Here is a 24,300-nt window from a genome sequence, read left to right as displayed (position 1 = left end):
CACCCACCCTAAAAAGAAAGTACAGCAGGAGGTCAACTGATATGGAAACAAATACTCCTGTTAGACCTGTTCCACAACCTGTGCTTACCCGGGTGAGGGTGACTTTTTCCAAGTCTGGTTCATTGATTTATACCGGTGCCCTTGACCTGCAAAAGATCTGGGAGCGCGTCATCCGGCGGGCAAAATTGAACCTGGCATATACCCAGGGATTCAATCCCGGTCCGCGCATCAACCTGGCCAGTGCATTACCATTGGGTGTAAACAGCGAACAGGAACTGGCTGACTTCTGGTTCATCGACCCGCCAGACCTGAACGAGTTCTGTGATCGGATTAATCGCGCTGCTCCATCCGGCCTGCGCGCTCTTACGGCTGTCGTGGTGCCATTATCCACCCCGGCCCTGCAAACCCGTGTAGATGCCTCAGAATACCGCTCCGGAACCCTGTCTGTGGAACTTTTTAGAAAAGCTCAAGAGTCAGTCGCCCGGTTGCTGGATGCCGAAACCCTGCCGCGGGAACGCCGCGGAAAACCGTATGATCTGCGTCCATTAATTATCAATCTTCAAGCTGTGGAAGAACCATCTGGTCAAGGTCATCTGGAGATGACCCTGCAGGCACGTGAAGGCGCTACAGGACGCGCAGACGAGGTGCTGGCGGCACTCGGATTGGAACCCAGTGACCTGACCCTGACACGCACAAAGATTATTCTCAAACCGGATTCGCCTGTGATAAAATAAGCACATCCGTCCCCGTAGCTCAGTGGATAGAGCGCTAGCCTCCGGAGCTAGAAGCGGGAGTTCGAGCCTCCCCGGGGACGCCTATCAATTTCGATGACTGATCAATCCCCACAACCCCGTTCCCGTATTCAATCGCGAGCCGTGTTGTGGGGATTGATTGCTATTTATACCCTGTTGATCCCCAATGCCATCTACATCTACCGGTTCATCGAAGCCCGTTTTGGTCTTCTGTTTGCCGGAAAGATCCCTCTGGTGATTGTCATCCTCCTGGGCGCAGGTTACGTAGTCTACCTCTGGCGATCAAAACTGGGTTGGACGAAATTACTGTACATGATACCCAGCGCGGTCATCGTGCTGGCTATTTTCAGGCTGGAAGCCAATCCCAACAAGCATATCCATATCCCAGAGTACATCCTGATGGCCTGGCTGGTGTATTTTGCCATGAAAAAGGATTACAGGGGCGGTGGAATGCTCATCCTTGTGTTTATTTGCGCCTCCATGCTGGGTGTTGTTGACGAACTGGAACAGGGCATCCACCCCGGCCGCACTTATGGCTGGACGGACATGTTGGTGAACACGTCGTCTGCTCTGATTGGTGTGTTTACAAATCTGGGGTTAACCGGGCATCAAGAATCCGGCTGGGATTGGATGGAGGGTTTGAAGAGAGTCAAACCTTTATCAGGTTTGGTTCTGGCCGGAATCATCATTAATACATTAATGTGTTTTTATCTGTTCCGTGTTCAGGCAAATGGAGGAGTACTCAAAGGTTATTATCCTGACTGGTTACTAATACTAAATTACCTTTTCTTAGTCCTTGCACCATTATTATTTCTTAAGTTCAACCGTATTACTCGTCTTCCGTTAAATTTAAACCAGAAACAGAGTAAGCCTCTAGTTCATGATAAGACCGGAAACGTCAGATGTTGGATATATCCCATTTTGGCGATTCTTTTATTTATGGATCTTTTATTAATATTCGTATCCATCACCGGTCTAACGTTTAAGTAAAATTTCTTAATCCTGATCTTATTTAGTTTTTTTAAGGTACTCAACCAGAATCAGAATTTTAAATCAATATTCCAAAGATCAAACTAATGCATGAATATTGCATCGACAACCCACTTCGGATGTACATTCTGTTATGGGGATATCAGGAATTGAATTAATGGTGTACAGCTTTTCTGCCGCCGCTTTGCAGGCAGGACACACATAATTATCATTGGCTGTTTCTACTTGAATACTCCTCACATATTTTTTGATTGAACGTATCCGATGCATTTCATATTGAGCCCTGCAAAAGGAAATTGTATCTGTTACAGACCTGTAGAAATTCTCATTCAAAGAAATATCAGGGCCAATAATAGTATCTTCAAAGGCTTCGTCTTTGAAAATCATCGAATAAGCGGTGAAATCTCTGGACAAAGCTTCATCTTCTTTGGTCAAGGAATACTTCGATAAATCCCTTTGATAAATGATATTCATGATTGATGTATCTACTTCTGGATCATATTCTTTCCAATCCATATCGCTTTCATGGGTTTCTATTTGAGAGACCGCATGATTTACCATAAGCTGCAATGCCAATAAAAATGCTCGTTTTGAAACCAAAAAGAAGATCACTTTTGCCGTCTCATAATTCCAACTTTTCTGAGATATTAAATGAAATTCGGCCAATGCTTTTCCACGATCAGAGCAAACGTAGTATTCCTTATTTTTAAACGTGTTAAGAATATCCGGAAAATAATGCAGGATCTTCCTCGCTGATTCCAGCTTATTCTCCCCCGGCTGTTGATTGACCTGTTCGAGCATGCTTTTCATTTCGGCATCCGATAGTTCTTTTTCCAATATTTCGTATGGATTGGCTTTCTGGATATATCCACGATTTTTGAGAAATGATAAATATGCATCAAGATCACTTTTGATGATTTTTTCCCACTTTGATCTTATATCCTTATCCGATAATATCTCATGCAAATTTTGCATAACCAGAAATTTTGACAACATAAAACCGAGAATATCTTTCGACTGCCGACAATAAGAAAGTTGTCTTCGGTAACTATGTAGTAAGTCATAATTATTATTAAAAACACTCGAACAGGAAGCACAAAGTTCGTTTTGATCTATCGATAATAGAAAACCACTTCGTTGACACAGTGCACATGTCGCCATAGTTTATCCCCTTTCTATAAAGCCACACTTGCTTTTACCCACTTGCGTAATTCTAAATAATCATCTGAATGGCCGGGATCATCAACAGAATCCATCTCCCCTGGGATGTCATTATTTAGAAACAGGCAAGTTAATTAGGACAAACTACATCACCCCTTCTCAACTGATTGTCAGGAAATTACTCAGAAATCAACTACTATTCCTATAAAATGGTTTTAAAACAATTATACGGAAGATAAATAGTACAAGAAATCCAATTAACAGGTGACGTTATTCCTGAAATTTAGAAGAAAAATCTTTAATTATATTTTCCAACCATATTAGACGTCCCCCAGGCTGATCTCTCGAATTTTTTCTCTTACATCAATCTCGCAGGGAAAATAGTATTTTTAAGTTGGTCTTTCTGAATTAGTTTTTGCAAATCATTCGAATAAATTATCTTTGTATAAATCGTATTGTTCCGCAATTCTTAAAATCAATCTGATACCCATTCGGGGGAACAATTAAATCACCTCCACTCAACCCATAATAATTCCCCAATACATTTCCATTGACTGTCGTTATTTCCCAGTAACAATCGTTATGACCACTTTCAGTCCGCCATCGCCCCGGGCTGATCTCGCTCCCAACGAGATAAAATCCATCCGTCTTTGGTGCATAGATGGAAGGCTGTTGGATTTCAACCACACCATCAGGACCACCGCCAGTGACCGGAATCATCCCCAATACGGTTTGTTGTGTGCTTTTTAATCCAGCATTCTCTGCTTCAAGAGTGGCATTTGCCGCCTTTACCTGGTTGTTTTCTGCCATTAGTGTTGTTTGCACGGCGTTTTGAACAAGGTCATTTGTTGGACTGAAGAGTGAACAGGCTATCATAGGCAATATCAGGAAAAATAACCTTCTCATAGATTTCTCCTTATTCTATTCGGCGTTGTTTTCCCCCATGTTCTTTCATTATCACCATCAATAATATTTTATAGGCTGACTTCACTGAAATACAATCAGCATTTCACCTTTCAATAGATGGCCACCAATCCTTCTCCAAAAGCCAGCAGGAATAACCACAAAAGACTGAATCGCAGGGCATTTAGTGATCCTTCCAACGCGCCATAATCCAAAACTGCAGCCACCAGGCCAATCACCATACGCACCAGACCGGGCGGATTAAGCACATTGGACGTGGGCAAAAAGGGAAAGATCAGGCTGTTTGCCAATAAGATCCAAACCCCTGCAGTGCATTGTCTTTGCCATAGATTTTTTATAGCGGTAATAATACCCACTGTGGCCGGTATCAATGCCACCAACAGCACAAAGATGGAGAATAGGAAAAAAATCTGCGTCTCTGGTGTGTGATATCCCCACCAGCCATGAAAAGGGATCCATTCAAATGAACTGGCCCGCTCGCCACCGGAATTAACACCCCAGTTTCCCAGCCAGTTGAAGAGGAAAATCTGCCAGGCTGCAAATGGAGCCAATACAGCCAGTCCCCAACCGGCGCCTTTCCATTTTTTATTATGAAACAACAAAGATAAGGTGCAGGCGGCCGGGAAAAGCAGGGTCAGTTCACGGGTCAGACCGGCCAGGGCGAAGAAAAATCCACTCCAACCCAAACGTTTCCGATCAAAGAAAAGCACACCCCACTGCACCAGCATGAAAGCCATCGGTTCAGTCAAGTCAAGGCGCAGTGATAACAACTGTCCGGCAAACAGACCGTATACCAGGGCAAACCAGCGGTTGTGGTTGTGTTCCGTCAACAGCCATTCGGTTGCCAGCGTCCCGAGGGTCAAACTGGTCATATTGATGAAGATCATCATCCACGGGATAACTCCAGGATTACCCAGGCTGAGCCAGCGGGATAGTATGGGATACCCGATCCGCTGGTACCGGTAAGCCGGAATATCCAGATATGGAGCCGCCCCGGCCGGGTTGACAGCTATCTGGTAAGCGAACTGGCCGTCATACCCCATTGTTGTTATTCCGTGTGAAGGATCAAATTGTTTACCAATAACCACAAAGGTCATCGGATTCCAATCATTCCTGGCCAGCACAGACAGGCTGTACAAACCCGCCAGAACCAGAACTACCATCCATGGACGAAAGATGGAACGAATTTTCCTATTTGGCAACGGCTTTTCCAATTGTCCTCTTTATCAAAGCCCGATGTTTTGCCTATCGGCTTTTAACAGACCAGGGTATTTCACAGGTAGAATTGTATCAATCTCATCCAAGAAAATGCGTTCTTCCCAAATGGACACGTCTAAAACCCATCCGGTATTCTGCTTCATCAGAAAGTATAAATTACTTCTGGCCGTCATATTGCTCGGATTTTTGCTGCGTCTTTTTCAACTCGGCAATGACATTCTCTGGTATGACGAAGTGGGTGTGTTCGGGGTGACCAAAGCTCGCAATCTGGCAGATATCGTTCCCATTGTTCAATCACATGTGATGGCTATGCCGCTGGATTACGTGTTCACCTGGCTGGCCAGCCGCATCGGGACGTCTAACGCCATTCTGCGATTCCCATCGGTCATCTGGGGAACGCTTACTCTGCCGGTCTGTTACTTCTTTTTCAAAGAACTCACAGATCAGAAGACAGCCCTTTATGCCGTATTTCTTCTGGCAATTTCCCCGTTCCATATCCAGTATTCTCAAGAACTCCGTTTTTATTCTTCTCTGACCCTCTTTTATGTCCTGTCAACATATACATTGTATCGGGCTATGAAAAACCCGACCGCCCGCATGTGGTCAATTTTTACGATCACCACCGTCATTGGTGTTTTCTTTCACATGTATGTGCTGTTGGTCCTGGTCAACGGTCTGGTGTGGTTTCTGTTTTCTGACGAAATCCGACCAAACCGTCAGATGATTTTCCGTCATCTGTTATGGAGTGCCACCGTAATTTTGCTATCTTTTGCCATTGGTTTCTTCCTGTTCAGCGGCCGGGTGACATTTGCGAATCCATTCTTAGAAACCGGCATTTCTTTCTGGCAGACTGTTTTCACAGGTTTAGGCTGGCTGCCTTTTTACTCAAACAGTCTGGAATGGAGCTGGGTGTGGGGTCTGACATGCTGCCTGCTGCAAATTGGAGGGCTAATCGTCTTACTGAAGAAACCACGTTCCTCTGGCATATGGTTGATGGTCAGCGTCATTCTTCAGATGGCGGTAATTATGGCCTTGGATGTGTTCAAACAATACTTCTTTATGCCTCGTCAATGGCTTCCATTTCTTCCCGTTTTGTTGATGACAGCCGGAATAGGGTTATCCAGTCTGAATCATTGGCTGCAAGACCGGTTCTCCTCTACATCCATGTTGTTCACGCCACAAAAACGGATGATCCCAGCCATACTGGTATGTTTGATCCTGCTTATTGATCTGCCCGCCCTGGTAACGTATTACAGCGGTACCAAAGGCAACGCAGATGGAATTTCTGCATATATCCACACTCACTGGTTACCTGGCAGCATGGTTCTGGTGATTAACCCCTATGAAGCCGGGTATTACAATTTTTTCTTTGATGAAGTGATCAAGGATTCATCCATCGTTCCTTCCGTCTGGCAGGCAGATTGGCAGACCGTGCAAGAATCCACTGTCTGGAAAGGAAAAATTTTTGTAATCACCCCACTTCTCTTATCGATGGATCAACAAAATATTTTAGAATCCAGCGGATACAAATTAATTCCCCTCGATTACCATTTCACCCGGTACTCCCGTCAATTATGGATATTTGATCATTAAAGAGAACACCCCGGGAGGGATCCGGGGCGTTCTCTGATAGTGCAACCACAATGTTATTGGGCCGGTCGTTCTTCCAACTTAACGGTAATTTCCTTTTCCGACCCATCCCGAAGGATGGTCAATTTGACCTCATCACCCGGGCTGGCCCGCAGGATTTTACTGCGAACATCTTGAACATTTTCGACGGCGTCACCATTTATGGCGGTAATGATGTCGCCGCCGACCATGATTTGTTCATTATCAATTGTTACGGGTTTATCTCCGCCGTGGAGACCGGCTTTATCGGCCGGGCTGTCTTTCTCGATGGATTGAATCAGGGCACCTTTTGTACTTTCACTTAAGTTCATGGCTTTCACAACGTCAGGTGAAACAGTGTAAAGAGATACACCCAGCCAGGCGTTGCCCTTAATGGAAGATTCCTCGGGAACAGCAGTTTTTTCAGCGGTTGGCCGGGCTTCCAGCGTGACTTTGACAGACTGCTCTTTGCCATCGCGGATAATATCCAGGGTCACTACCTGACCTACTACTGTCGATCGGGCCAGGTAACTGACTAAATCTTCGAATTTCTTCAATTCCTGACCATCAATCCGTGTAATGACATCACCACCTACCTTGACTTTTTGACCCTGGATTTGTGTTTCCTTGTCGGAACCTCTCAATCCAGCCTTATCCGCAGGAGTATTAGGGTTGATTGAATTGACCAGGATGCCGCGCTGCGTTTCCTTCAATCCCATGGCAACAGCCAGATCAGATGTCAGTGTTCCGCCAGCCAGACCCAGGTAGGTGTACGTGTATTTTCCATCCTGGATAAGCGCAGGGACAACCTTCTGGATGATTGCGGAGGGTACAGCAAAACCTATACCCGCATTGGCACGCACAGGGGATTCTATAGCGGTTGTCACTCCGACGACCTGACCGCGTGAATTGACCAGCACACCACCCGAGTTGCCCGGATTAATCGGGGCATCAGTCTGGATGACATCAGGGATGGAATAACTGCCGGTAGTTCCGGTTGTTGAGGCTTCATCCACAGGTAATGAACGACCCAGAGCAGAAACCACACCTACACTGAAACTGCCTTCCAGACCGAATGGATTACCGATGGCCATGACCAGATTGCCAACCTTTAATTTGTTTGAATCGGCCAGTTCTACAGGCTTCAGATCAACTTTGGATTTATCCACCTGAACAACCGCCAGATCGCTGTTTCGATCGGTCCCTAAAACCTTGCCGGGTAAGCTGGTTCCATCTTCAAAGGTGACAGTAATGCTTTCAGCATTATCCACCACGTGGTTGTTGGTCACAATATGACCTTCTTTATCCCAGACAAATCCAGAACCAATGCCCTGCTGTAATTTCTCCTCAGAACCATTATTATCAGGAAAAGAAAACTGCGGGATATCCGGAAAATTATCGGGTAAATCTAATTGAGGAATACTGGATTTAACCTTGGCCGTCATCTCAATACTTACGACAGATGGGTTCACACGTTCATATACACTTGTGAGTGTGGATTCATACGCATCCAACCCTGATAGATCATTCGAGACTGCCGTGGAAGACGTCTCTGGAGCCAGAGTGGCTGTCGGAGCAGATGACTTTGGCTCAGAACTGGCTGGAGCCGACCTTCCAGCCGGAGCCGGTTTCGTTTTTGTAATTGTTGGCATAGTAAAACTGCATGCCGAAATAAGAAGTGTAAATATCACTAAACTGCTTGCGACTATAGATAAACGTTTCATTCTTAATACAACCTCCGTTTTTAGTTCTCTTCAAATAATAAGATACCTGAAGTGAAGTGAAAAATCCTTATGAAATCCTGAAGAAAGGCTTAAGAGAACCTTAAGTTCCTTGAACCGGTATGATGATTCGGAACAGACTTCCAGATCCCGGTTCACTGGTCAAAACAATTTGTCCCCCATGTGCTTCCACCAGGTCTTTCGCAATCGTCAAACCGAGCCCCATTCCCTGAGAAAAACGCCGTGCAGTACTTCCCCGTGTAAAAGGTTCGAAAATCTTTTTTTGTTCTTCCTGTGGGATGCCTGGACCGGTATCCTTTACATCAATAACAAATTTCTTACTGGCGATTTTGGATGTAATGGTTATCTTCCCGCCTGATGGTGTATACCGGATGGCATTACTGATTAAATTTTGAACGGCAAGAGTCAATTGGTCTGCATCCAGATTGAGTACAGGCAGATCGGATTGTATCTGGCACTCCCATGTTATTCCTTTATCAATAGCCTGCTGGTGGTATGTCTCAATAATTTTCTGCAACCAAACCCCAGCTTCTACCGGTGCACGGTTTAACAGGAGAGTACCGGCCAGTTCGTTATGCAGGTTGGCAAGTTCACCCACCAGATGGTCCAACCGGTGAATTTCTCCTGCCATGCCATCCAGAAGATCAGCCCTCAACTCGCTGTCGCTGTCAGCCCCGCCTTTCAGAGCCTGGACCGCAGATTGTATAGAGCCTAGTGGACGTCCAATTTCATGCACCAGGTTAGCCAAAAGCCGTTTACGGTTATCTTCCAGGTTTCTCAGACGTGTAACCAGAGTATTAAAGGCCTGATAAAGTTGACTGATCTCTTTCGGTTTCTTTTTATCATCCAGAAGGGTTAATGTTTGCCCGGTAGCCAGACTGGTAACCGCTTTGGTGGCTGCCTGTAATTGTTGAGCCAGGTCACGCGAAAGCAGCCATCCCATACCGATTCCAAGAATCAAACCAAGTCCAACCACCCAGAGGGTGATCTGCCGTAATTGTAAAGAACGTTGGTAAATGTTCGTTAACGGGTTATCCATGCGAACATATCCAAGCAAAAGGCCATCTGACCGAACAACCGGAACGACTACTTCGCTGAATTGAGATGGCAGATTGGTCTGTTTATTTTCCGTTCCAGATTGTGACGAATACTGACCGGAATACAGGATCTTGCCGATCAATCCTTCGTCTGCCGGGTTGCTGGAAACGAGCATACGCCCGCCAGAATCCAATAGCATTACCCGGGCGCTTAATCTCGGGCTGATTCTCACGAGAAATGCCTGAGCAGAATTTCTATCTACCCAGATGCTGGATTGCATACTGGCTGTATCGGCAACCAAAAGGGCTTGTTGGTTCAAATCGCGTGAGACACTGGCAACGATACCCTGCGTTTCCAGTAAATACACCATGAGCAGACCCACGATGGGCATGATCAACAGGAAAGGTAACAGATTATTAAGAATCAATCGAAAACGCAGGGAATGAAAATTCATATCGCCTTTGGCAAATATTTATACCCGATACCGCGAATCGTTTGTATCCGTGGTGATTCAAGACTGGTATCACCCAGTTTTTCCCTCAGCCAGCGGATATGCACGTACACAACCTGTGGTTGACCTTCAAACTCGGCGCCCCACACACGTGTCAAAATATCATTCGTTGTTAGAACCTTGCCTGAATTAGAAGCTAGCAGGTACAACAAATCGAATTCTTTGGGAGAAAGATTTAGCTCCTGCCCATTCAGGCTCACCTGATGAGCGGCCGGGTTGATATACAGGTCGCCCAAATTTACCTCAGTCAAACCCGAAGGCGCATCCTTGATACCCGACGTACGCCGCAGCACAGCTTTAATGTGCGCCTGAAGAACCTCAAAATCGAATGGCTTGGTGATGTAATCATCTGCTCCGAGTTCCAAGCCTAATATTTCATCCACGCCACGGCGCCGGGCAGTCAACAGAATAACCGGCACACCTAACTGGTCGCGGATGATTTTCAGTGCGTCCATACCATCCATTCCTGGTAGACCAATATCCAGAATCACCAGGTCTGGTCTATGTTGTCGAATGATTTCCAACCCGGCTTCCGCATCGGCTGCCGTGGAAACCACATAACCAGCCTGCTGTAAATTAAACGCCAGACTTCGGCGCATCAGCTTATCATCATCAATCAACAATACAGTTCCAGGCATATTCTGTCTTGTTCCAGTAGAAGATGGATATTTCAATCATTATTATTCTATTCACATTTATTGGAATTACATAAGATTGACAAATATGGATGAGTTTTTGTTTTATTCCCCAGACTGGAAAGTCGGGAACCCCGGAATTGTTTATCCATTTCTAATTCGATTCATATATTTCTCAAATTCTGATGATGTACAATACGTGAAAAGCAAAGAAAGGAACGGAAGATGTTTCCTCAAATTCAATGGTACGGGTCTTACTTCACTTATTTAATGTTTTCCCTGCCAGCTCTATTGTTAGGTCTATGGGCACAGGCAAAGGTAAAATCCGCCTTTAATAAATATTCCAAAGTGCATAACTATACCGGTCTGACCGGAGCCCAGGTAGCCCGCAGGTTATTGGATTCTAATGGGCTTCATGATGTAAGGATAGAACAGGTAAGCGGTACCTTAAGCGATCATTATGATCCTGGTTCAAAAACGTTGCGGCTCAGCCCGGAAATCTATTCCACACCGTCCATTGCGGCAGCCGGTGTAGCCGCTCATGAAGCAGGTCATGCCATCCAGGATAATGAGCACTACTTTCCACTCGTGCTGCGCACGGCATTGGTTCCGACCGTACAGTTGGGCTCATGGCTTGGTCCGATCATCTTTATGATTGGTTTGATTTTGTCGACTCCGATCGGTGAAAAAATCGCCATCTTCGGTCTGATCCTCTTCGCCCTGACAGCTGTCTTTGCCATTATCACCCTCCCGGTTGAATTGAATGCCACCAGCCGGGCAAAAGCCGCCCTTCAGACGAGTGGTTTTATCGGTTTTGAGCAAATGACCGGAATAAACAGTGTTCTGGATGCAGCTGCATTAACCTATGTAGCAGCGGCAGCCCAGGCAGTCTCTTCGATCCTGTATTATATGTTTATGCTGATGCGCCGGAACGACCGGTAAGGCAAACTGACCTAATCCTCAAACAAACCAGGCCACATGGCGGCCTGGTTTTGTTTTAACCAGTTACGGTGTATCAAATATTCCGGGCAATAATGAGCCACAATAGACCAGAAAGCTTTAGAATGGTTTTGTTCCTTCATATGAGCCAATTCATGGACAACCACATAATCGAGCACTTCGGGCGGCGCCATAATTAACCGCCAGTTAAAGCTCAGAGTTCCACGTGTTGAGCAGGATCCCCATCGGGTACGCTGGTTTCGAATCGTCAGACGGGATGGATGTACACCCATCTGTTTTGCTCTTATCTGTACCTGGTGAAATATGGCTGTTTCAGCCTCGCGGGCAAGCCATTTTCTCAAAATCACTTCGGGGGCATATTTTCCGCTAACCACCTTTATCCGCCCCGGATAGTGAATGACCTGCTGCCGTTCTGTCAGACTGGCTGGTTTAATCTCAAGAAGCATGGGTTTTCCCTGCAAAAGAATCTGCCCCTCCGGCAATGCTTTTTTTGACTGACGCTTTTTCCGTTTTTGCAGGGCAGCCTGCTTTTCCAGAATCCAGGAGGCATACTCTCGTAACAGTTTTTCAGGCCGTAATCTTGAACCTTCCGGCAGCACAACTTCCACATAATCGGCTGTTACCGATAACCGCCAACGCTGCGCCCGGCTGGAAAACCGGACATTATAAGGAACATAGTTCGTTCCCAGTAAAATAGATTTCGATGGCTTCGATTCTTTACTCATGCTTTTGTACTACCCGGATGAGTATGATAAAGTTAAGATCATTTTCATGCAAGATATCTGCCCATTACACTGGAAAATGAGATTTCCATGACTGACAAAAACATTCCTGATATCGTTGTTTCCCGATTACCCATTTACCTGCAAACACTTCAGCACTTGTCCAGGCAGGGAAAAACCATAACATCTTCCCAGGAGCTGGGGGAACAATCTTTCATCACCGCAGCCCAGGTGCGCAAAGACCTTTCTTTTTTCGGTGGATTTGGAAAACAGGGCAGCGGATATGACATTAACTATCTGAGCGCTCGTATTCGTCAGATTTTAAAAGTAGACCGCATTTGGAATGTGGCACTCGTTGGTTCAGGCGATCTGGGTCATGCCATTGCCCGTTATCCAGGGTTTGCCGAACGCGGTTTCCACATCCGGTATGTATTCGATAATGACCCGGCCAAGATCGGCAAGATGATAGGCACACTACCCATAATTTCAACAGACAAAATGGTGGAAATCATCCGCCAAGAAGGGATTATGGTTGCCATGATCACAGTCCCTTCCCGCGCGGCTCAATCAGTGGCAGATCAACTTGTGCAGGCAGGAATTAAAGCCATCCTGAATTATGCACCGGTCGCATTAAATGTTCCAGAAAACATTCGTGTGGAAACAGTCAGCCCGATACTCCAATTGGAGCATATGACATATTATTTGTAAAACCAGACCGGTGAATCAGGCCTTACACATTGCCCATTAAACCGATGGCAGGCTGCGCCGCAATAAATCGCGCATTGATTGTGCTTTGGCAGCTCCTTCAGCTGTGCAGGTCAATGGATTATCCACAAGATAGGCTGGAATTCCCAGTGCTTTCGTCAGGTACTTGTCTACCCCGCGCAGCAAAGATCCGCCGCCGCATAACGCCACACCGCGGTCAATAATATCGGATAATAATTCAGGGGGGGTCTTCTCCAGTACCTTGCGGGCGGTATTGACCACCTCCGTCATGGGTTCCTGAAGGGCTTCCAATAAATCGTCAGTCGTCAGATTGACTGGCCGCGGAAGTCCGGAAACCTGGTCCTGTCCCTGCACTTCCATGGCCTGTTGTTGATCCTGCGGAATAACCGACCCTATCTTGATCTTTAGTAATTCAGCCGTCGGTTGACCGATGATTACGCCGTATTTTCGGCGGGTATACGTGATGATGGCATCGTCAAAACGCAATCCACCTGCGGTTGAGGTTTCAGCGGTAACGATAGAATACATAGACAGCACAGCCGCCTGCATGGTACCACCGCCCATGCTGATGACCATATTCCCGGTAGGCGTCCCAATAGGCAGATCAATCCCCAGAGCAGCCGCCAAAGGCTGTTGGATAAGGGCAACATCGCGTGAACCAGCCCCCAGGCTGGCTTCCTGCACAGCCCGGCTTTCCACGCTGGTCACGCCATAAGGAACAGTGACCATTACACGCGGCCGGAAAAGGAACATGGGACCGCATATCTTCTTAACCAGAAAACCCAGCAGGTTCTCGGTGATTTCATACTCGGCAATAACACCGTGCTGAAGTGGGCGGACCACTTCAATTGATTCAGGAACACGGCCGATCATGTCGCTGGCTGCCTGCCCCCATTCAACCATTTTCATTTCATCGGGAATGATGGCAACGACAGTAGGTTCTTGCAGAAGAATCTGGCTGCCTTCAGCAACCACAATATTCATCGTGCCCAGGTCGATGCCTAATTCGCGGGTAAAACCGGGCATAGGTGGGTTATCCTCTCATATTTTTCTGTTAATGGGTCCGCTTTTGGCTCTTGAATCGCCTGGCGGCATCCAATCGCAAGTTCGACCGCCGCATGGCGGCCTGGATGGCCAGGTATTCATCCGTTGCGGTTTGAGGTGTTTTTGCCAGTGCCTCTTCAGCACGCTTACGGGCTGATTCTGCGCGCTGGATATCAATCTCATCGACATTTTCAGCGGCATCTGCCAGGATGGTCACCTGATCAGGTTGAACTTCTGCCACCCCACCGGCAACTGTGAAGAACTGTTCATCCGTTTTCGTCTTAATGGAGATAACGCCATATCGCAGCAGCGTCAACACCGGTGAGTGATTCGGCAGGATACCCATGTCACCATCCAATCCTGGAAGGTTGACGATATCAACATCGCCCTGAAAGACGATGCGATCCTGCGAAACGACTTCACAACGAATAGGCATGTTTTACTCCTTAACCAGCCAGCGTTTTGGCTTTTTCAATGGCATCTTCAATCGTACCGACCATGCTGAAAGCCTGTTCGGGCAGGTCATCATGTTTGCCATCCAAAATTTCACGGAAACTGCGGATGGTATCGCGTAGTGGAACATACCGCCCGGGAATGCCAGTAAACTGCTCAGCCACTGACATGGGCTGCGAGAAGAACCGTTCAATCTTGCGTGCGCGTGAGACGATGATCTTGTCTTCTTCACTCACTTCGTCAATGCCGAGGATGGCAATAATATCCTGCAGGTCTTTGTAACGCTGCAGAATCCGTTGTACTTCACGGGCCGTATTGTAGTGTTCATCGCCCACGATCTTCGGGTCAAGGATCCGGGATGTGGATGCCAGCGGATCAACCGCCGGATAAATTCCTTTTTCAGAAATTGCCCGTTCAAGAGCAATGGTGGCATCCAGGTGTGTGAAGGTTGCCACTGGAGCCGGGTCTGAGTAATCATCCGCCGGCACATAGACGGCCTGCATAGATGTGATTGATCCGGTGCGGGTAGAAGTGATGCGTTCCTGCAATTCACCCATCTCTGTGGCCAGCGTAGGTTGATAACCCACAGCGGATGGCATACGACCGAGCAAGGCAGATACTTCTGAGCCTGACATAGTGAAGCGGAAAATATTGTCAATGAATAACAGTACGTCCTTGCCCTGATCGCGGAAATACTCGGCCATAGCCAGAGCAGAGAGGGCAACACGCAGGCGCACGCCAGAAGGTTCATTCATCTGCCCGTACACCATTACGGTGTCTTTCATAACGCCCGATTCGAGCATTTCTTTGTAAAGTTGTGTACCTTCGCGGGTTCGTTCACCCACACCGGCAAACACAGAATTGCCCTGATGCACGGTGGCAATCGAGCGGATCAATTCCATAATGATGACGGTTTTTCCCACACCGGCACCGCCAAAAATTCCAGTCTTGCCGCCTTTTGTAAAGGGAGCAATCAGGTCAATTACTTTCAGACCAGTTTCAAAAACTTCCACACGGGTGGATTGTTCTTCAAATTTTGGTGCAGCGCGGTGAATGGGATAATACGCTTCGGCTTTCACATCGCCTTTATTATCAACAACATTCCCCAGTACATTAAACACCCGGCCCAGAATATCAGGGCCTACAGGGACTTTAATGGGAGCGCCCGTCCGTTTAACGACAGAATTTCTCTGCATCCCATCGGTGGTGTCCATAGCAACACAACGGACAAGATTATCGCCCATATGTTTCTCAACTTCCAAAATAATGGAAGGTCCATCCGTTGAGACCACTTCCAGGGCTTCAAACATATCAGGCATATTCTCAATGGAGAATTCGACATCCACCACACTACCTTGAACCTGCACAACCCGCCCGGTTTGATATTCCATACAACCTCCCAGTATTATCCGCTTTACGCGGTCTCCTTGGTCTTTGTCATGGCGGCCATGGCTTCTGCGCCGCCGGTAATATCCAGCATATCGTTCGTAATGGCCTGCTGGCGGGCTTTGTTGTAATCCATCTGTAATGAAGAAATCAATTCGCGGGCGTTATCCGTGGCATTGCGCATGGAAACCATACGGGCTGCCTGTTCACTGGCCTGCGAAGTAAGAATTGCCTGGTACACCTGAAGTTCAGTGAAACGTGCAATAATTCCGCTTAATATCTGCGAATCATCCGGTTCGAAATCAAAAACGGATGTGGTTTTATGATGGGTCACGTTATATGCCACCACCCGATCATCCGCATATTGAACATCAAGTGGAACCAGTTTGCGAATAACCGTATCCTGTTTCACCATTGAATGGAAATCTGTATATGCCAGGTAGACTTCATCCACTCTACCCTGCAAATATTCGTCAACTACAAGGTGGCCGACCGCAGACAGGCTGGCAAAGGATGGTGCAATCGGTATGTCACTAAACTCAGCGATGACCTCGCGTCTCCGGCGAAGAAGCATATCACGACCTTTTCGTCCAACGGCAATATAACTCACTTGAGCCGGAAAATTTCGGAAATGATCCAGAGTGTCTTTGACAATATTGGCATTAAACGCTCCGGCAAGACCGCGGTCGCCGCTAATCAAAACTACTAAGATTTTCTTTACCTCACTTCGTCCAGCCAGCAGCGGATGAAGACTGGTATGACCTGGCTGACGGGCCAGATGGACGAGCAGCTTCCAGGATTTTTCCGCATAAGGGCGGGTGGCATTGACGGCTGCAATAGCCCGCCGCACTTTAGCCGCGCTGACGGTCTCCAGTGCACTGGTCACCTGGGCAATACTCTTTACGCTCCGAATTCGGAGCCGCATTTCACGGGCAGAAGCCATTGATTAACGTCCTCTACTTCACTCTGTTAAGCGACAAATGAAGCATTGAATGTCTTTAGAGCTTCCCGGAGTTTCTTGTCAGTTTCCGGGGTGATCATCTTCTTTTCAGCAATATCTTTACCCAACGCCGGGTAGCTGGTTTCCATGAAACGCAGCATGGCACTTTCCCACTGGCGCATTTTCTCCACAGGGATCTGATCAGCAAACCCGTTGGTACCGGCAAAGAGCACTGTCACCTGCTGTTCCAGTGACATGGGTTCGTATTGCAGTTGTTTCAAAATTTCCTGCAAACGCTGACCGCGGTTCAATTGAGCCTGTGTTGATTTATCTAGATCAGAACCGAACATGGCAAAGGCAGCCAGATCACGGTAGGCAGCCATATCGAGGCGCAAACGAGATGCCACCTGTTTCATGGCTTTGGTCTGGGCAGACCCACCCACCCGGGAGACTGAGATACCCACATTCACAGCGGGACGAATACCGGCATTGAAAAGGTTCGATTCCAGATAGATCTGGCCATCTGTAATGGAGATGACATTCGTGGGGATATAGGCAGATACATCACCCAGCAGGGTTTCAATGATCGGCAAAGCCGTTAACGAACCACCGCTGCCTTCCACCTTTACGACTTTATACGCATCCGCATCGCTGCGAGCTTTTAAAGCTGTTTCAGCATCGTGAAGAGAACGCGGACCTCCATAAACGGCACCGTCAACAGCATCACTTTCTTTAGCCAGACCAGCAGAAAAATCTTTAGGAACAATCACATACCTGTTAGCCAGGCGGGCTGCCCGTTCCAATAGACGGCTGTGGAGATAAAAAACATCACCCGGGTAAGCCTCGCGGCCTGGTGGACGGCGTAATAGCAGGGAAACCTGGCGGTAAGCCCAGGCATGTTTTGAAATATCATCATAGATCACCAGGGCATCTTTACCCCGTTCCATGAAGTCTTCTCCAATGGCGCATCCGGAATACGGGGCGATGTATTGCATGGCCGCCGGTTCATCTGCCGCCGCAATAACAACGATCGTGTGGCTCATGGCACCGTATTTTTCCAGGAGGGCGATAGTACGGGCAACGGAAGATTTCTTTTGACCGATGGCAACATAAATGCAAATCAGGTCTTTGCCTTTTTGATTGATGATCGTGTCAATGGCCAGGGCTGTCTTGCCCGTCTGTCGGTCACCAATGATCAGCTCGCGTTGACCGCGGCCGATGGGGATCATGGCATCAATGGGTTTGATACCTGTCTGAACCGGGGTATCCACATCCTGGCGTTCGACCACATTCGGGGCGATCCGTTCGATGGGTAAATACCGGCTGAAATCGACCGCGCCTTTTCCATCCACTGGCTCACCAAGGGCATTTACAACACGGCCAATAAGTCCATCACCGACCGGTACTGAGGCGATACGTCCGGTTGCCCGAACCTGCATGCCTTCTGTAATAGTGGAATAATCACCCAGAATGATAATACCGACACTATCTTTTTCCAGGTTGAAGGCAATCCCCATTACACCGTTCGAAAATTGAACCAATTCCTGGGATTTAACCGTGGAGAGTCCGTCAGCTCGGGCGATTCCATCACCTGCTTCTATAACAATACCGACATCACGAATTTCAACTTGAGGTTGAAAAGATTTGATCTTATCTGTAAGGTCTTTCGTAATCGATGAAACAATATCGGGCATACTACCTCCTACCGGAAGGGCATTAATTCAACCTCAAGAAATTTTATCCCATTATTCCTTAAATAGGCTGAATTCAGTTAGAATGAAGTCTTAAGAATTCTACCAGATACCGATTAACTTCTTCTGGTTGATCAATGATAACTCCATGACCTGCATTGGCAATAAACACCTGCCGGCAGCCATCAATACCAGTAGCCAGATCATGCTGGTTTTCCAGGGGAACCGTGGTGTCATCCCTACCAGTGATCAACAATGAGTGAATTTGAATTCTGTTCAGGGATTTTCTGGCATCATATAAACCCAATTCCCGCATAGCCTGTTTGTAAACCTGCGGATCAGTTTGACGAATATGGCTGACCAACTCCCGGCGTAGTTCTTCCTGATCCGGCCGGGGGAATATACGGTTGGCTGTTAATTCAGCCTGTGCTCCGGCTCCACGAAACCAGGCGCGAATATAGCGCCTGACAAGGTATACCCATTCATTCCATCTTTTGGGATGCAAAGATGCAAATGTATTGATTAACACCAGGCTGAGCAGACGGTCAGGGTGATCTATTGCCGTTTGCAGGGCAATTGTTCCACCCATGGATATGCCGGCAATATGAAATCGATCGATTCCCAGGTTATCTGCCATCGAAACAATAGCCGCGGAAGTGTACCGAATGCTCCAACGGTCACCGAAAAATCGTGATCGGCCAAAACCGGGTAAATCAGGAGCTATGGGGCGAAATCCTGCATCTTCCAACGCCTCTATCTGATAGGTCCAGCTGCTGGCTTCTGTTCCCAATCCGTGAAGCAAAAATATGACCGGCCGATTCATTGGACGCGGATCAAGATAAAAAATCGATGCTTTTTCTGTATTGATTATTGCCATATAAATCCCCGGTATTTTATTTTGGTGATCGAATTTGAAAATCGTCAAATGCCACCGTTAATCCAGCGATATCCCATGTTCCGGCAATCAACCCGGTATCACCGGTTGAAAAATCGCTGTCAGACGTAGATATGAGCATCTTTCCATCAATTCCCAGGCCAAGTTGCCGGCCGACGCAGGCTGCGGTCAATCTTTTTATTGAATTTTGTTGAACCTCCGGGAAATATTTCCAGTCAACCAGCGGGCTGATCGTACCCGAATTGTTCTTCCAGATGGAGGCGTAGCCGTCTTCCCGGATCTCAAAGGCATAATTGCTGCCGTCAGATTGCTGCCGGCAAATCAGGCCAAAATCTCCCTTTCCGGTTCCCTGAATGACCTGAACACTTACATCAATGACCACGTTTGCAGCTTCATAACCAGATGTGCCAGATAAAATCATCTGCGGGCTGGTAACCTGAATTATATAATTTCGATCACCGTATCCCACATACCCATCGGTATCATTTTGAACGGTCCAACCGGTGTTCGTAGTAGAAAAATCATCCGTATACAACACACCACCCGAATCCGGTGATTCCTCTTTGCTGGGCGCTTCGGAATCAGACAGAATATTCACCTCACCACGTTTTGCTGCTTCAATCAAAGGTCGGGCTAGATTCACAGGACGCAGGGAATTGATAAAACCACCGGTCGGTATACACGTATCATTTTCGTCAATAACGCCATCCCCGTTTGTATCAGCCAGATTCCGGCAATCTACAATCCCCGTATCACTTCCAGATCCCAATTGAGTGGGAATGCCCACCAGTTCACCGGCATCATTGGCTGCCAGGCCGCCGCTGTTCCCGCCGGCTATAGTGGCTGATGTTTTTATAAAAGCCCTATTTCCAATACCGGTTTCACCCGTAAAACCGGCCACCTCACCACTGGTTAGAGTGATTGTATCGCCGCCTATACCTGGATAACCCAGAATGGTTAGTTTATCTCCTAAAGTCAATGAGTCTGAATCACCCAGTTTCACTGCCGGGAAATTTAACGTTTTTGGATCAACCGGATTCCCGTTGAGGTCACTGGCAATTTTTAATATGGCCAGATCCAGGCTGGCATCCGCCTGTACAACTTTTGCGATATAAGATGGTTGTGGTTTTTCATCTGCACTGACCGTTGGAGCTATCGTCAACATATCCACTTTGAAATTCTCATCCGATAGAACCACGTGGGCATTTGTCAGTATCAGGCCGTCTTTTGTTATAAATGTACCTGATCCTGTCCATCCCTCCTGAAGAGACCCATTCTCATAATAAAGGGCTGTAATCAAAACAACCGATTGAAATGGAATAGACCTTTTTCCTGCAAAAGGTGTACGCGTTATTTTCAGGTTGGATAGATTTAACTCCGTTTGAATTGTTGAAATCACTACGGGTGTTGGTGATTTTTCTGCCGGTTTGAATATCGGTGAATTGAAAAGCAGCACCGCTGCCAAAGAGACACTGCATAACCCCGTCAGCAATATGGCTGCGATCAGGATTTTTCTATTCTTTGTCATTCAACCTCCGCAGGTACTGGCCGCCCACCAATAATCATCATTTCCGGCACAATCCCTGCAATCATTTTCAAGTATACTTGCCAAAATCGAACTGTGCCTAGTAACTCAAATATCTTCGTACTGGAGGTGCCATGGAAAAGTTCATCATTGAAGGGGGCATTCCTCTCTCGGGAGAAGTAACACCATCTGGTAATAAAAATGCCGCACTGCCGCTCCTGGCGGCCTGTCTGCTAACAGATGAACCGGTCATCTTGCATAATGTTCCCTATATCCGTGATGTACAAACCATGCGTGCCTTGCTGGAAAGCCTGGGTGTAAGCATTGATGAAATTGGCGATCACACCTGGCGTGTGCAGGCAAAGGAAGTGCGCCCGGCCGATCTTGACCCCGATATTTGCCGCCGGATTCGGGCCTCCATTCTTTTGGCCGGCCCAATGACCGCCCGTACCGGCGAGCTGCATTTGCCGCCTCCAGGTGGTGACGTCATCGGACGTCGTCGGGTGGATACCCACCTTCTGGCCTTGAAAAAAATGGGTGCCGAAGTTGAATATGACCGCACATTCCACTTCCATGCACATGGTCTTCATGGCGCTGATATCCTGTTGGATGAGGCGTCTGTTACGGCGACAGAGAATGCCATTATGGCCTGCGTTACAGCCCGGGGAAGCTCCGTCATCCGGAATGCCGCTTCAGAACCGCATATTCAGGAACTCTGTCATTTTCTAAACACCCTGGGTGCCCATGTCTACCACATTGGTTCAAATACCCTTAAAGTGGATGGCGTGGAAAGATTGCATGGTGGTGAATTTACGATCGGCCCTGATTACCTCGAAGTAATCAGTCATGTGGGTGCGGCAGTGGTAACCAAAGGTTCCATCCGGGTACGCAACGCCGGTGTTAAATACCTGGATATGATTCGCCTTGTAATGGGTCGCCTGGGCGTAATCTGGAATGTTGACGGGGAAGATATTATTGTTCCTAAAGAACAGCCGCTTTGCATCGAGAGTGACCTTGGCGGCATGGTTCCTGAAATCAGCGTGATGCCCTGGCCGGCTTTTCCGACCGACCTTATGAGTATCAGTATCGTGATTGCCACCCAATCCAACGGTATGGTTTTATTCCATGATTGGATGTACCCGAGCCGCATGTATTTCACTGACAAGCTCGTGGGTATGGGTGCTAAAATCGTTATGTGCGATCCGCACCGATGTATTGTTCAAGGACCCAGTCAGCTCTATTGTGAAAAAATGGAAAGCCCTGATATACGTGCCGGTATGGCGCTGGTGCTGGCAGCTCTTTCAGCTCAAGGTAAGTCACAGATCCGCAATATCGGCCAGATTGATCGCGGTTACGAATCAATAGATACAAAACTGGCGGCTATGGGCGCCCACATCCAGCGGTTGCGTGAGGAATAAATAAAACAAAAGACCGGCACCCTTAACTTAGGGTGCCGGTCTTTTTTATGTCATGTTCAGGCTGCCGGTGCAGCTGACTTTACGACGTCTAAAAATTGGTTAACCACGTCTCGCAGCATACCCTCAGGCAATGCGCCAACCTGTGAATGAACCACTTTCCCGCCGGATACCATCAACATGGTGGGGATTCCCTGTACTCCATACCGGGTAGCCCATTGAGGATTCTCATCGGTATTAACTTTGGCAATAATCAATTTGCCTTCCATTTCTTTGGCCAGTTTATCCAACACAGGGGCAACCATACGGCAAGGCCCACACCAGGGTGCCCAAAAGTCAACCAGAACAGGCAGGTTGGATTTCAAAACCACTTTTTCAAATTCAGCATCCGTAACATGGATTGGTTCGCTACTTCCCATTTTCTACTCCTTATACGATGATTACATTAAACCTATGGTACAACATTGTTTATTGCTACCTATAGTCATGTTTATTCTTTAGAGAAATCTGATACCAAAAGGTTACAAATTTAAATACAATACCGGAGGTTCTCTCCGGTATTGTGTTTGTTTTACTTTGCTTTGACGGTAATGGTCTTTGGACGCATTTCCTCTGCTTTAGGCATCGTCAGGGTGAGTACCCCGTTCTCAAACTCTGCTTTGGCTTTATCCGATTGCACAGCCGACGGAAGCGGCAATGATCGGGCAAAGCTTCCGCTGCGGCGTTCCCGAATATGGTAAGACGCATCTTTGACTTCTTCTTCAGCGTCTATTTTGCCGCGCAGGGTCAGAACATCACCCACAACAGAGATCTGAATATCTTCCGCTTTCATACCGGGCAGTGAAGCCTTGACAACAATGTCATTTTCGGTCTGGTACATATCGACAGACGGGGATTCAAAAAGATCACCGTCATGCCAACCACGGCCATAGATATTCTCGAACAATCTGTCCATTGCATCACTCATCCGTACCATTTCACGCATAGGTTCAAAACGCACGATATTAGCCATTTCAACCTCCATAAGATAAAGTTTATTTTTCAATGATCATAATAAATACAAAGTATTAACAAAATACAAAAACAATATCAGAAATCTATATGAAGGATGCTGCCACTACCATTTTTAAAAACACTGGAATACGGTCCCAAAATGAATACCTATAAAAAATGCCGGGAAAACCCCGGCATTTTTAACAGACTAACTGTTTCTATCACCCTTCTTCAGATAATTTCTGGCTGTTCTTTTCCCGTTTGAAATCCACAAACCGGTATCCAACACCGCGTTCGGTGAAAATATACCGCGGGTTCGCCAGATCAGGTTCCAACTTCTGCCGTAGATAATTGATATAAAGCCTTACATAATGCGGTTCATCACGATATTCATAACCCCATACTTTGGCCAAAAGTTGATCGTATGTGAGCACCCAGCCGGCATTTTGTACCAGGTGATAAAGCAGACGGTATTCTGTTGGACGTAATTTGACAATCTTGCCGTCTACCCACACTTCCCGTTTACCAAAGTCAAGTTTCAAGTGTTCATCCACGTCGATCATTTCATGAGTGGGTGACGCTGTACCCATTTCTGCCCGGCGCATTACAGCTTTTACTCGGCTGGACAGCTCGCGCGGACTGAATGGTTTGGTGATGTAATCATCGGCGCCCAGTTCGAGCCCGCGAACTTTGTCTTCCTCTTCGCCTTTGGCGGTCAGCATAATAACGGGAACACTGCTAAACTCGCGGATCATTTGCAGCGCTTCAAACCCGTCAATATCCGGCATCATCACATCCAACAGGATCAGGTCGGGCATTGAATCACGCATTTTTTGAATGGCATCCAAACCACGGTATGCCTCTACGACCTGAAAACCATCCTGCTCCAGATTAAGGCGCACGAAATGAGCCATCCGCTCTTCATCATCCACCACTAAAACAACACGATTTTTTAATGAATCATCTGCCAT

23 protein-coding genes and 1 tRNA gene are annotated in these 24,300 nt (G+C 47.2%); 7 read left to right on the top strand and 17 right to left on the bottom strand.

Features of this window, described 5'->3' with window-relative positions:
* Positions 1-41: 41 nt before the first annotated feature.
* The 3 genes from LTAR_RS01405 to LTAR_RS01395 all read left to right on the top strand — a co-directional run bounded on the left by LTAR_RS01405 (position 42) and on the right by LTAR_RS01395 (position 1,742).
* Positions 42-734: a TIGR03936 family radical SAM-associated protein gene (locus LTAR_RS01405; RefSeq protein WP_062420343.1), complete on the top strand. Its 693-nt coding sequence runs from the start codon at positions 42-44 to the stop codon at positions 732-734.
* An 8-nt stretch (positions 735-742) separates the two neighbouring features.
* Positions 743-814 (top strand) — tRNA-Arg (locus LTAR_RS01400).
* A gap of 13 nt (positions 815-827) precedes the next feature.
* A complete protein-coding gene (locus tag LTAR_RS01395) occupies positions 828-1,742 on the top strand; it encodes a VanZ family protein (protein ID WP_062420342.1) in 915 nt (304 codons plus the stop codon).
* A gap of 78 nt (positions 1,743-1,820) precedes the next feature.
* On the opposite strand, the gene LTAR_RS01390 is transcribed toward LTAR_RS01395, so the two are convergent.
* The 3 genes from LTAR_RS01390 to LTAR_RS01380 form a co-directional block, all read right to left on the bottom strand.
* Complete coding sequence (locus tag LTAR_RS01390) at positions 1,821-2,903, bottom strand: hypothetical protein (protein WP_139044380.1); 1,083 nt, start codon at positions 2,901-2,903, stop codon at positions 1,821-1,823.
* A gap of 435 nt (positions 2,904-3,338) precedes the next feature.
* A complete protein-coding gene (locus tag LTAR_RS01385; protein ID WP_062420340.1) occupies positions 3,339-3,809 on the bottom strand; it encodes an Rv1352/Rv1906c domain-containing protein in 471 nt (156 codons plus the stop codon).
* Positions 3,810-3,919: 110 nt separating this feature from the next.
* Positions 3,920-5,029 (bottom strand): AZOBR_p60025 family cell surface glycopolymer formation protein, encoded by a 1,110-nt coding sequence (locus LTAR_RS01380; protein WP_139044379.1) that lies wholly within the window; start codon positions 5,027-5,029, stop codon positions 3,920-3,922.
* A 121-nt stretch (positions 5,030-5,150) separates the two neighbouring features.
* Here LTAR_RS01380 and LTAR_RS01375 point away from each other — a divergent pair, with 121 nt between their 5' ends.
* A complete protein-coding gene (locus LTAR_RS01375) occupies positions 5,151-6,638 on the top strand; it encodes a glycosyltransferase family 39 protein (RefSeq protein ID WP_158423370.1) in 1,488 nt (495 codons plus the stop codon).
* A 53-nt stretch (positions 6,639-6,691) separates the two neighbouring features.
* Here the strand turns inward: LTAR_RS01375 and LTAR_RS01370 are convergent, their stop codons facing one another.
* The 3 genes from LTAR_RS01370 to LTAR_RS01360 form a co-directional block, all read right to left on the bottom strand.
* Positions 6,692-8,305: a trypsin-like peptidase domain-containing protein gene (locus tag LTAR_RS01370; protein ID WP_062420337.1), complete on the bottom strand. Its 1,614-nt coding sequence runs from the start codon at positions 8,303-8,305 to the stop codon at positions 6,692-6,694.
* 172 nt (positions 8,306-8,477) lie between these two features.
* Positions 8,478-9,887 carry a sensor histidine kinase gene (locus LTAR_RS01365; RefSeq protein ID WP_062420336.1) on the bottom strand — a complete coding sequence of 470 codons (1,410 nt, stop codon included), beginning with the start codon at positions 9,885-9,887 and terminating at the stop codon, positions 8,478-8,480.
* Complete coding sequence (locus LTAR_RS01360) at positions 9,884-10,582, bottom strand: response regulator transcription factor (protein WP_062420335.1); 699 nt, start codon at positions 10,580-10,582, stop codon at positions 9,884-9,886. Before LTAR_RS01360 ends, LTAR_RS01365 begins: the two co-directional genes overlap by 4 nt.
* A gap of 222 nt (positions 10,583-10,804) precedes the next feature.
* On the opposite strand from LTAR_RS01360, the gene LTAR_RS01355 reads away from it, so the two are divergent.
* Positions 10,805-11,521 (top strand): zinc metallopeptidase, encoded by a 717-nt coding sequence (locus LTAR_RS01355; protein WP_062420334.1) that lies wholly within the window; start codon positions 10,805-10,807, stop codon positions 11,519-11,521.
* 11 nt (positions 11,522-11,532) lie between these two features.
* On the opposite strand, the gene LTAR_RS01350 is transcribed toward LTAR_RS01355, so the two are convergent.
* A complete protein-coding gene (locus LTAR_RS01350) occupies positions 11,533-12,264 on the bottom strand; it encodes a M48 family metallopeptidase (protein WP_062420333.1) in 732 nt (243 codons plus the stop codon).
* Positions 12,265-12,351: 87 nt separating this feature from the next.
* On the opposite strand from LTAR_RS01350, the gene LTAR_RS01345 reads away from it, so the two are divergent.
* On the top strand, positions 12,352-12,969 hold the full coding sequence (locus tag LTAR_RS01345; RefSeq protein ID WP_062420332.1) for a redox-sensing transcriptional repressor Rex: 618 nt from the start codon (positions 12,352-12,354) through the stop codon (positions 12,967-12,969).
* A 36-nt stretch (positions 12,970-13,005) separates the two neighbouring features.
* Here LTAR_RS01345 and LTAR_RS01340 read toward each other — a convergent pair whose 3' ends face one another.
* The 7 genes from LTAR_RS01340 to LTAR_RS01310 form a co-directional block, all read right to left on the bottom strand.
* Positions 13,006-14,013 (bottom strand): rod shape-determining protein, encoded by a 1,008-nt coding sequence (locus tag LTAR_RS01340; RefSeq protein WP_062420331.1) that lies wholly within the window; start codon positions 14,011-14,013, stop codon positions 13,006-13,008.
* A gap of 28 nt (positions 14,014-14,041) precedes the next feature.
* Positions 14,042-14,467: an ATP synthase F1 subunit epsilon gene (atpC, locus tag LTAR_RS01335; RefSeq protein ID WP_062420330.1), complete on the bottom strand. Its 426-nt coding sequence runs from the start codon at positions 14,465-14,467 to the stop codon at positions 14,042-14,044.
* A gap of 10 nt (positions 14,468-14,477) precedes the next feature.
* Positions 14,478-15,875: a F0F1 ATP synthase subunit beta gene (gene atpD, locus LTAR_RS01330; protein WP_062420329.1), complete on the bottom strand. Its 1,398-nt coding sequence runs from the start codon at positions 15,873-15,875 to the stop codon at positions 14,478-14,480.
* A 23-nt stretch (positions 15,876-15,898) separates the two neighbouring features.
* Entirely contained in the window at positions 15,899-16,813 is a 915-nt protein-coding gene (atpG, locus tag LTAR_RS01325) for an ATP synthase F1 subunit gamma (protein WP_062420328.1), read from the bottom strand.
* 26 nt (positions 16,814-16,839) lie between these two features.
* Positions 16,840-18,504, bottom strand: a complete 1,665-nt coding sequence (gene atpA, locus LTAR_RS01320; protein ID WP_062420327.1) for a F0F1 ATP synthase subunit alpha — start codon at positions 18,502-18,504, stop codon at positions 16,840-16,842.
* A gap of 73 nt (positions 18,505-18,577) precedes the next feature.
* Positions 18,578-19,378, bottom strand: a complete 801-nt coding sequence (locus LTAR_RS01315; protein ID WP_062420326.1) for an alpha/beta fold hydrolase — start codon at positions 19,376-19,378, stop codon at positions 18,578-18,580.
* 16 nt (positions 19,379-19,394) lie between these two features.
* On the bottom strand, positions 19,395-20,924 hold the full coding sequence (locus LTAR_RS01310) for a S1 family peptidase (RefSeq protein WP_062420325.1): 1,530 nt from the start codon (positions 20,922-20,924) through the stop codon (positions 19,395-19,397).
* A 131-nt stretch (positions 20,925-21,055) separates the two neighbouring features.
* Between LTAR_RS01310 and murA the strand changes: the two genes are divergently transcribed.
* A complete protein-coding gene (murA, locus tag LTAR_RS01305) occupies positions 21,056-22,339 on the top strand; it encodes a UDP-N-acetylglucosamine 1-carboxyvinyltransferase (protein WP_062420324.1) in 1,284 nt (427 codons plus the stop codon).
* Positions 22,340-22,395: 56 nt separating this feature from the next.
* Here the strand turns inward: murA and trxA are convergent, their stop codons facing one another.
* The 3 genes from trxA to LTAR_RS01290 all read right to left on the bottom strand — a co-directional run bounded on the left by trxA (position 22,396) and on the right by LTAR_RS01290 (position 24,300).
* On the bottom strand, positions 22,396-22,755 hold the full coding sequence (gene trxA / locus LTAR_RS01300; protein ID WP_062420323.1) for a thioredoxin: 360 nt from the start codon (positions 22,753-22,755) through the stop codon (positions 22,396-22,398).
* Between the two features lie 152 nt (positions 22,756-22,907).
* A complete protein-coding gene (locus tag LTAR_RS01295; RefSeq protein ID WP_062420322.1) occupies positions 22,908-23,348 on the bottom strand; it encodes an Hsp20/alpha crystallin family protein in 441 nt (146 codons plus the stop codon).
* A gap of 202 nt (positions 23,349-23,550) precedes the next feature.
* Positions 23,551-24,300 carry a response regulator transcription factor gene (locus tag LTAR_RS01290; RefSeq protein WP_062420321.1) on the bottom strand — a complete coding sequence of 250 codons (750 nt, stop codon included), beginning with the start codon at positions 24,298-24,300 and terminating at the stop codon, positions 23,551-23,553.

This window comes from Leptolinea tardivitalis (genome assembly GCF_001050275.1).
GTDB classification, from domain to species: Bacteria; Chloroflexota; Anaerolineae; order Anaerolineales; family Anaerolineaceae; genus Leptolinea; species Leptolinea tardivitalis.
This window is presented reverse-complemented; position numbering and strand designations above follow the sequence as displayed.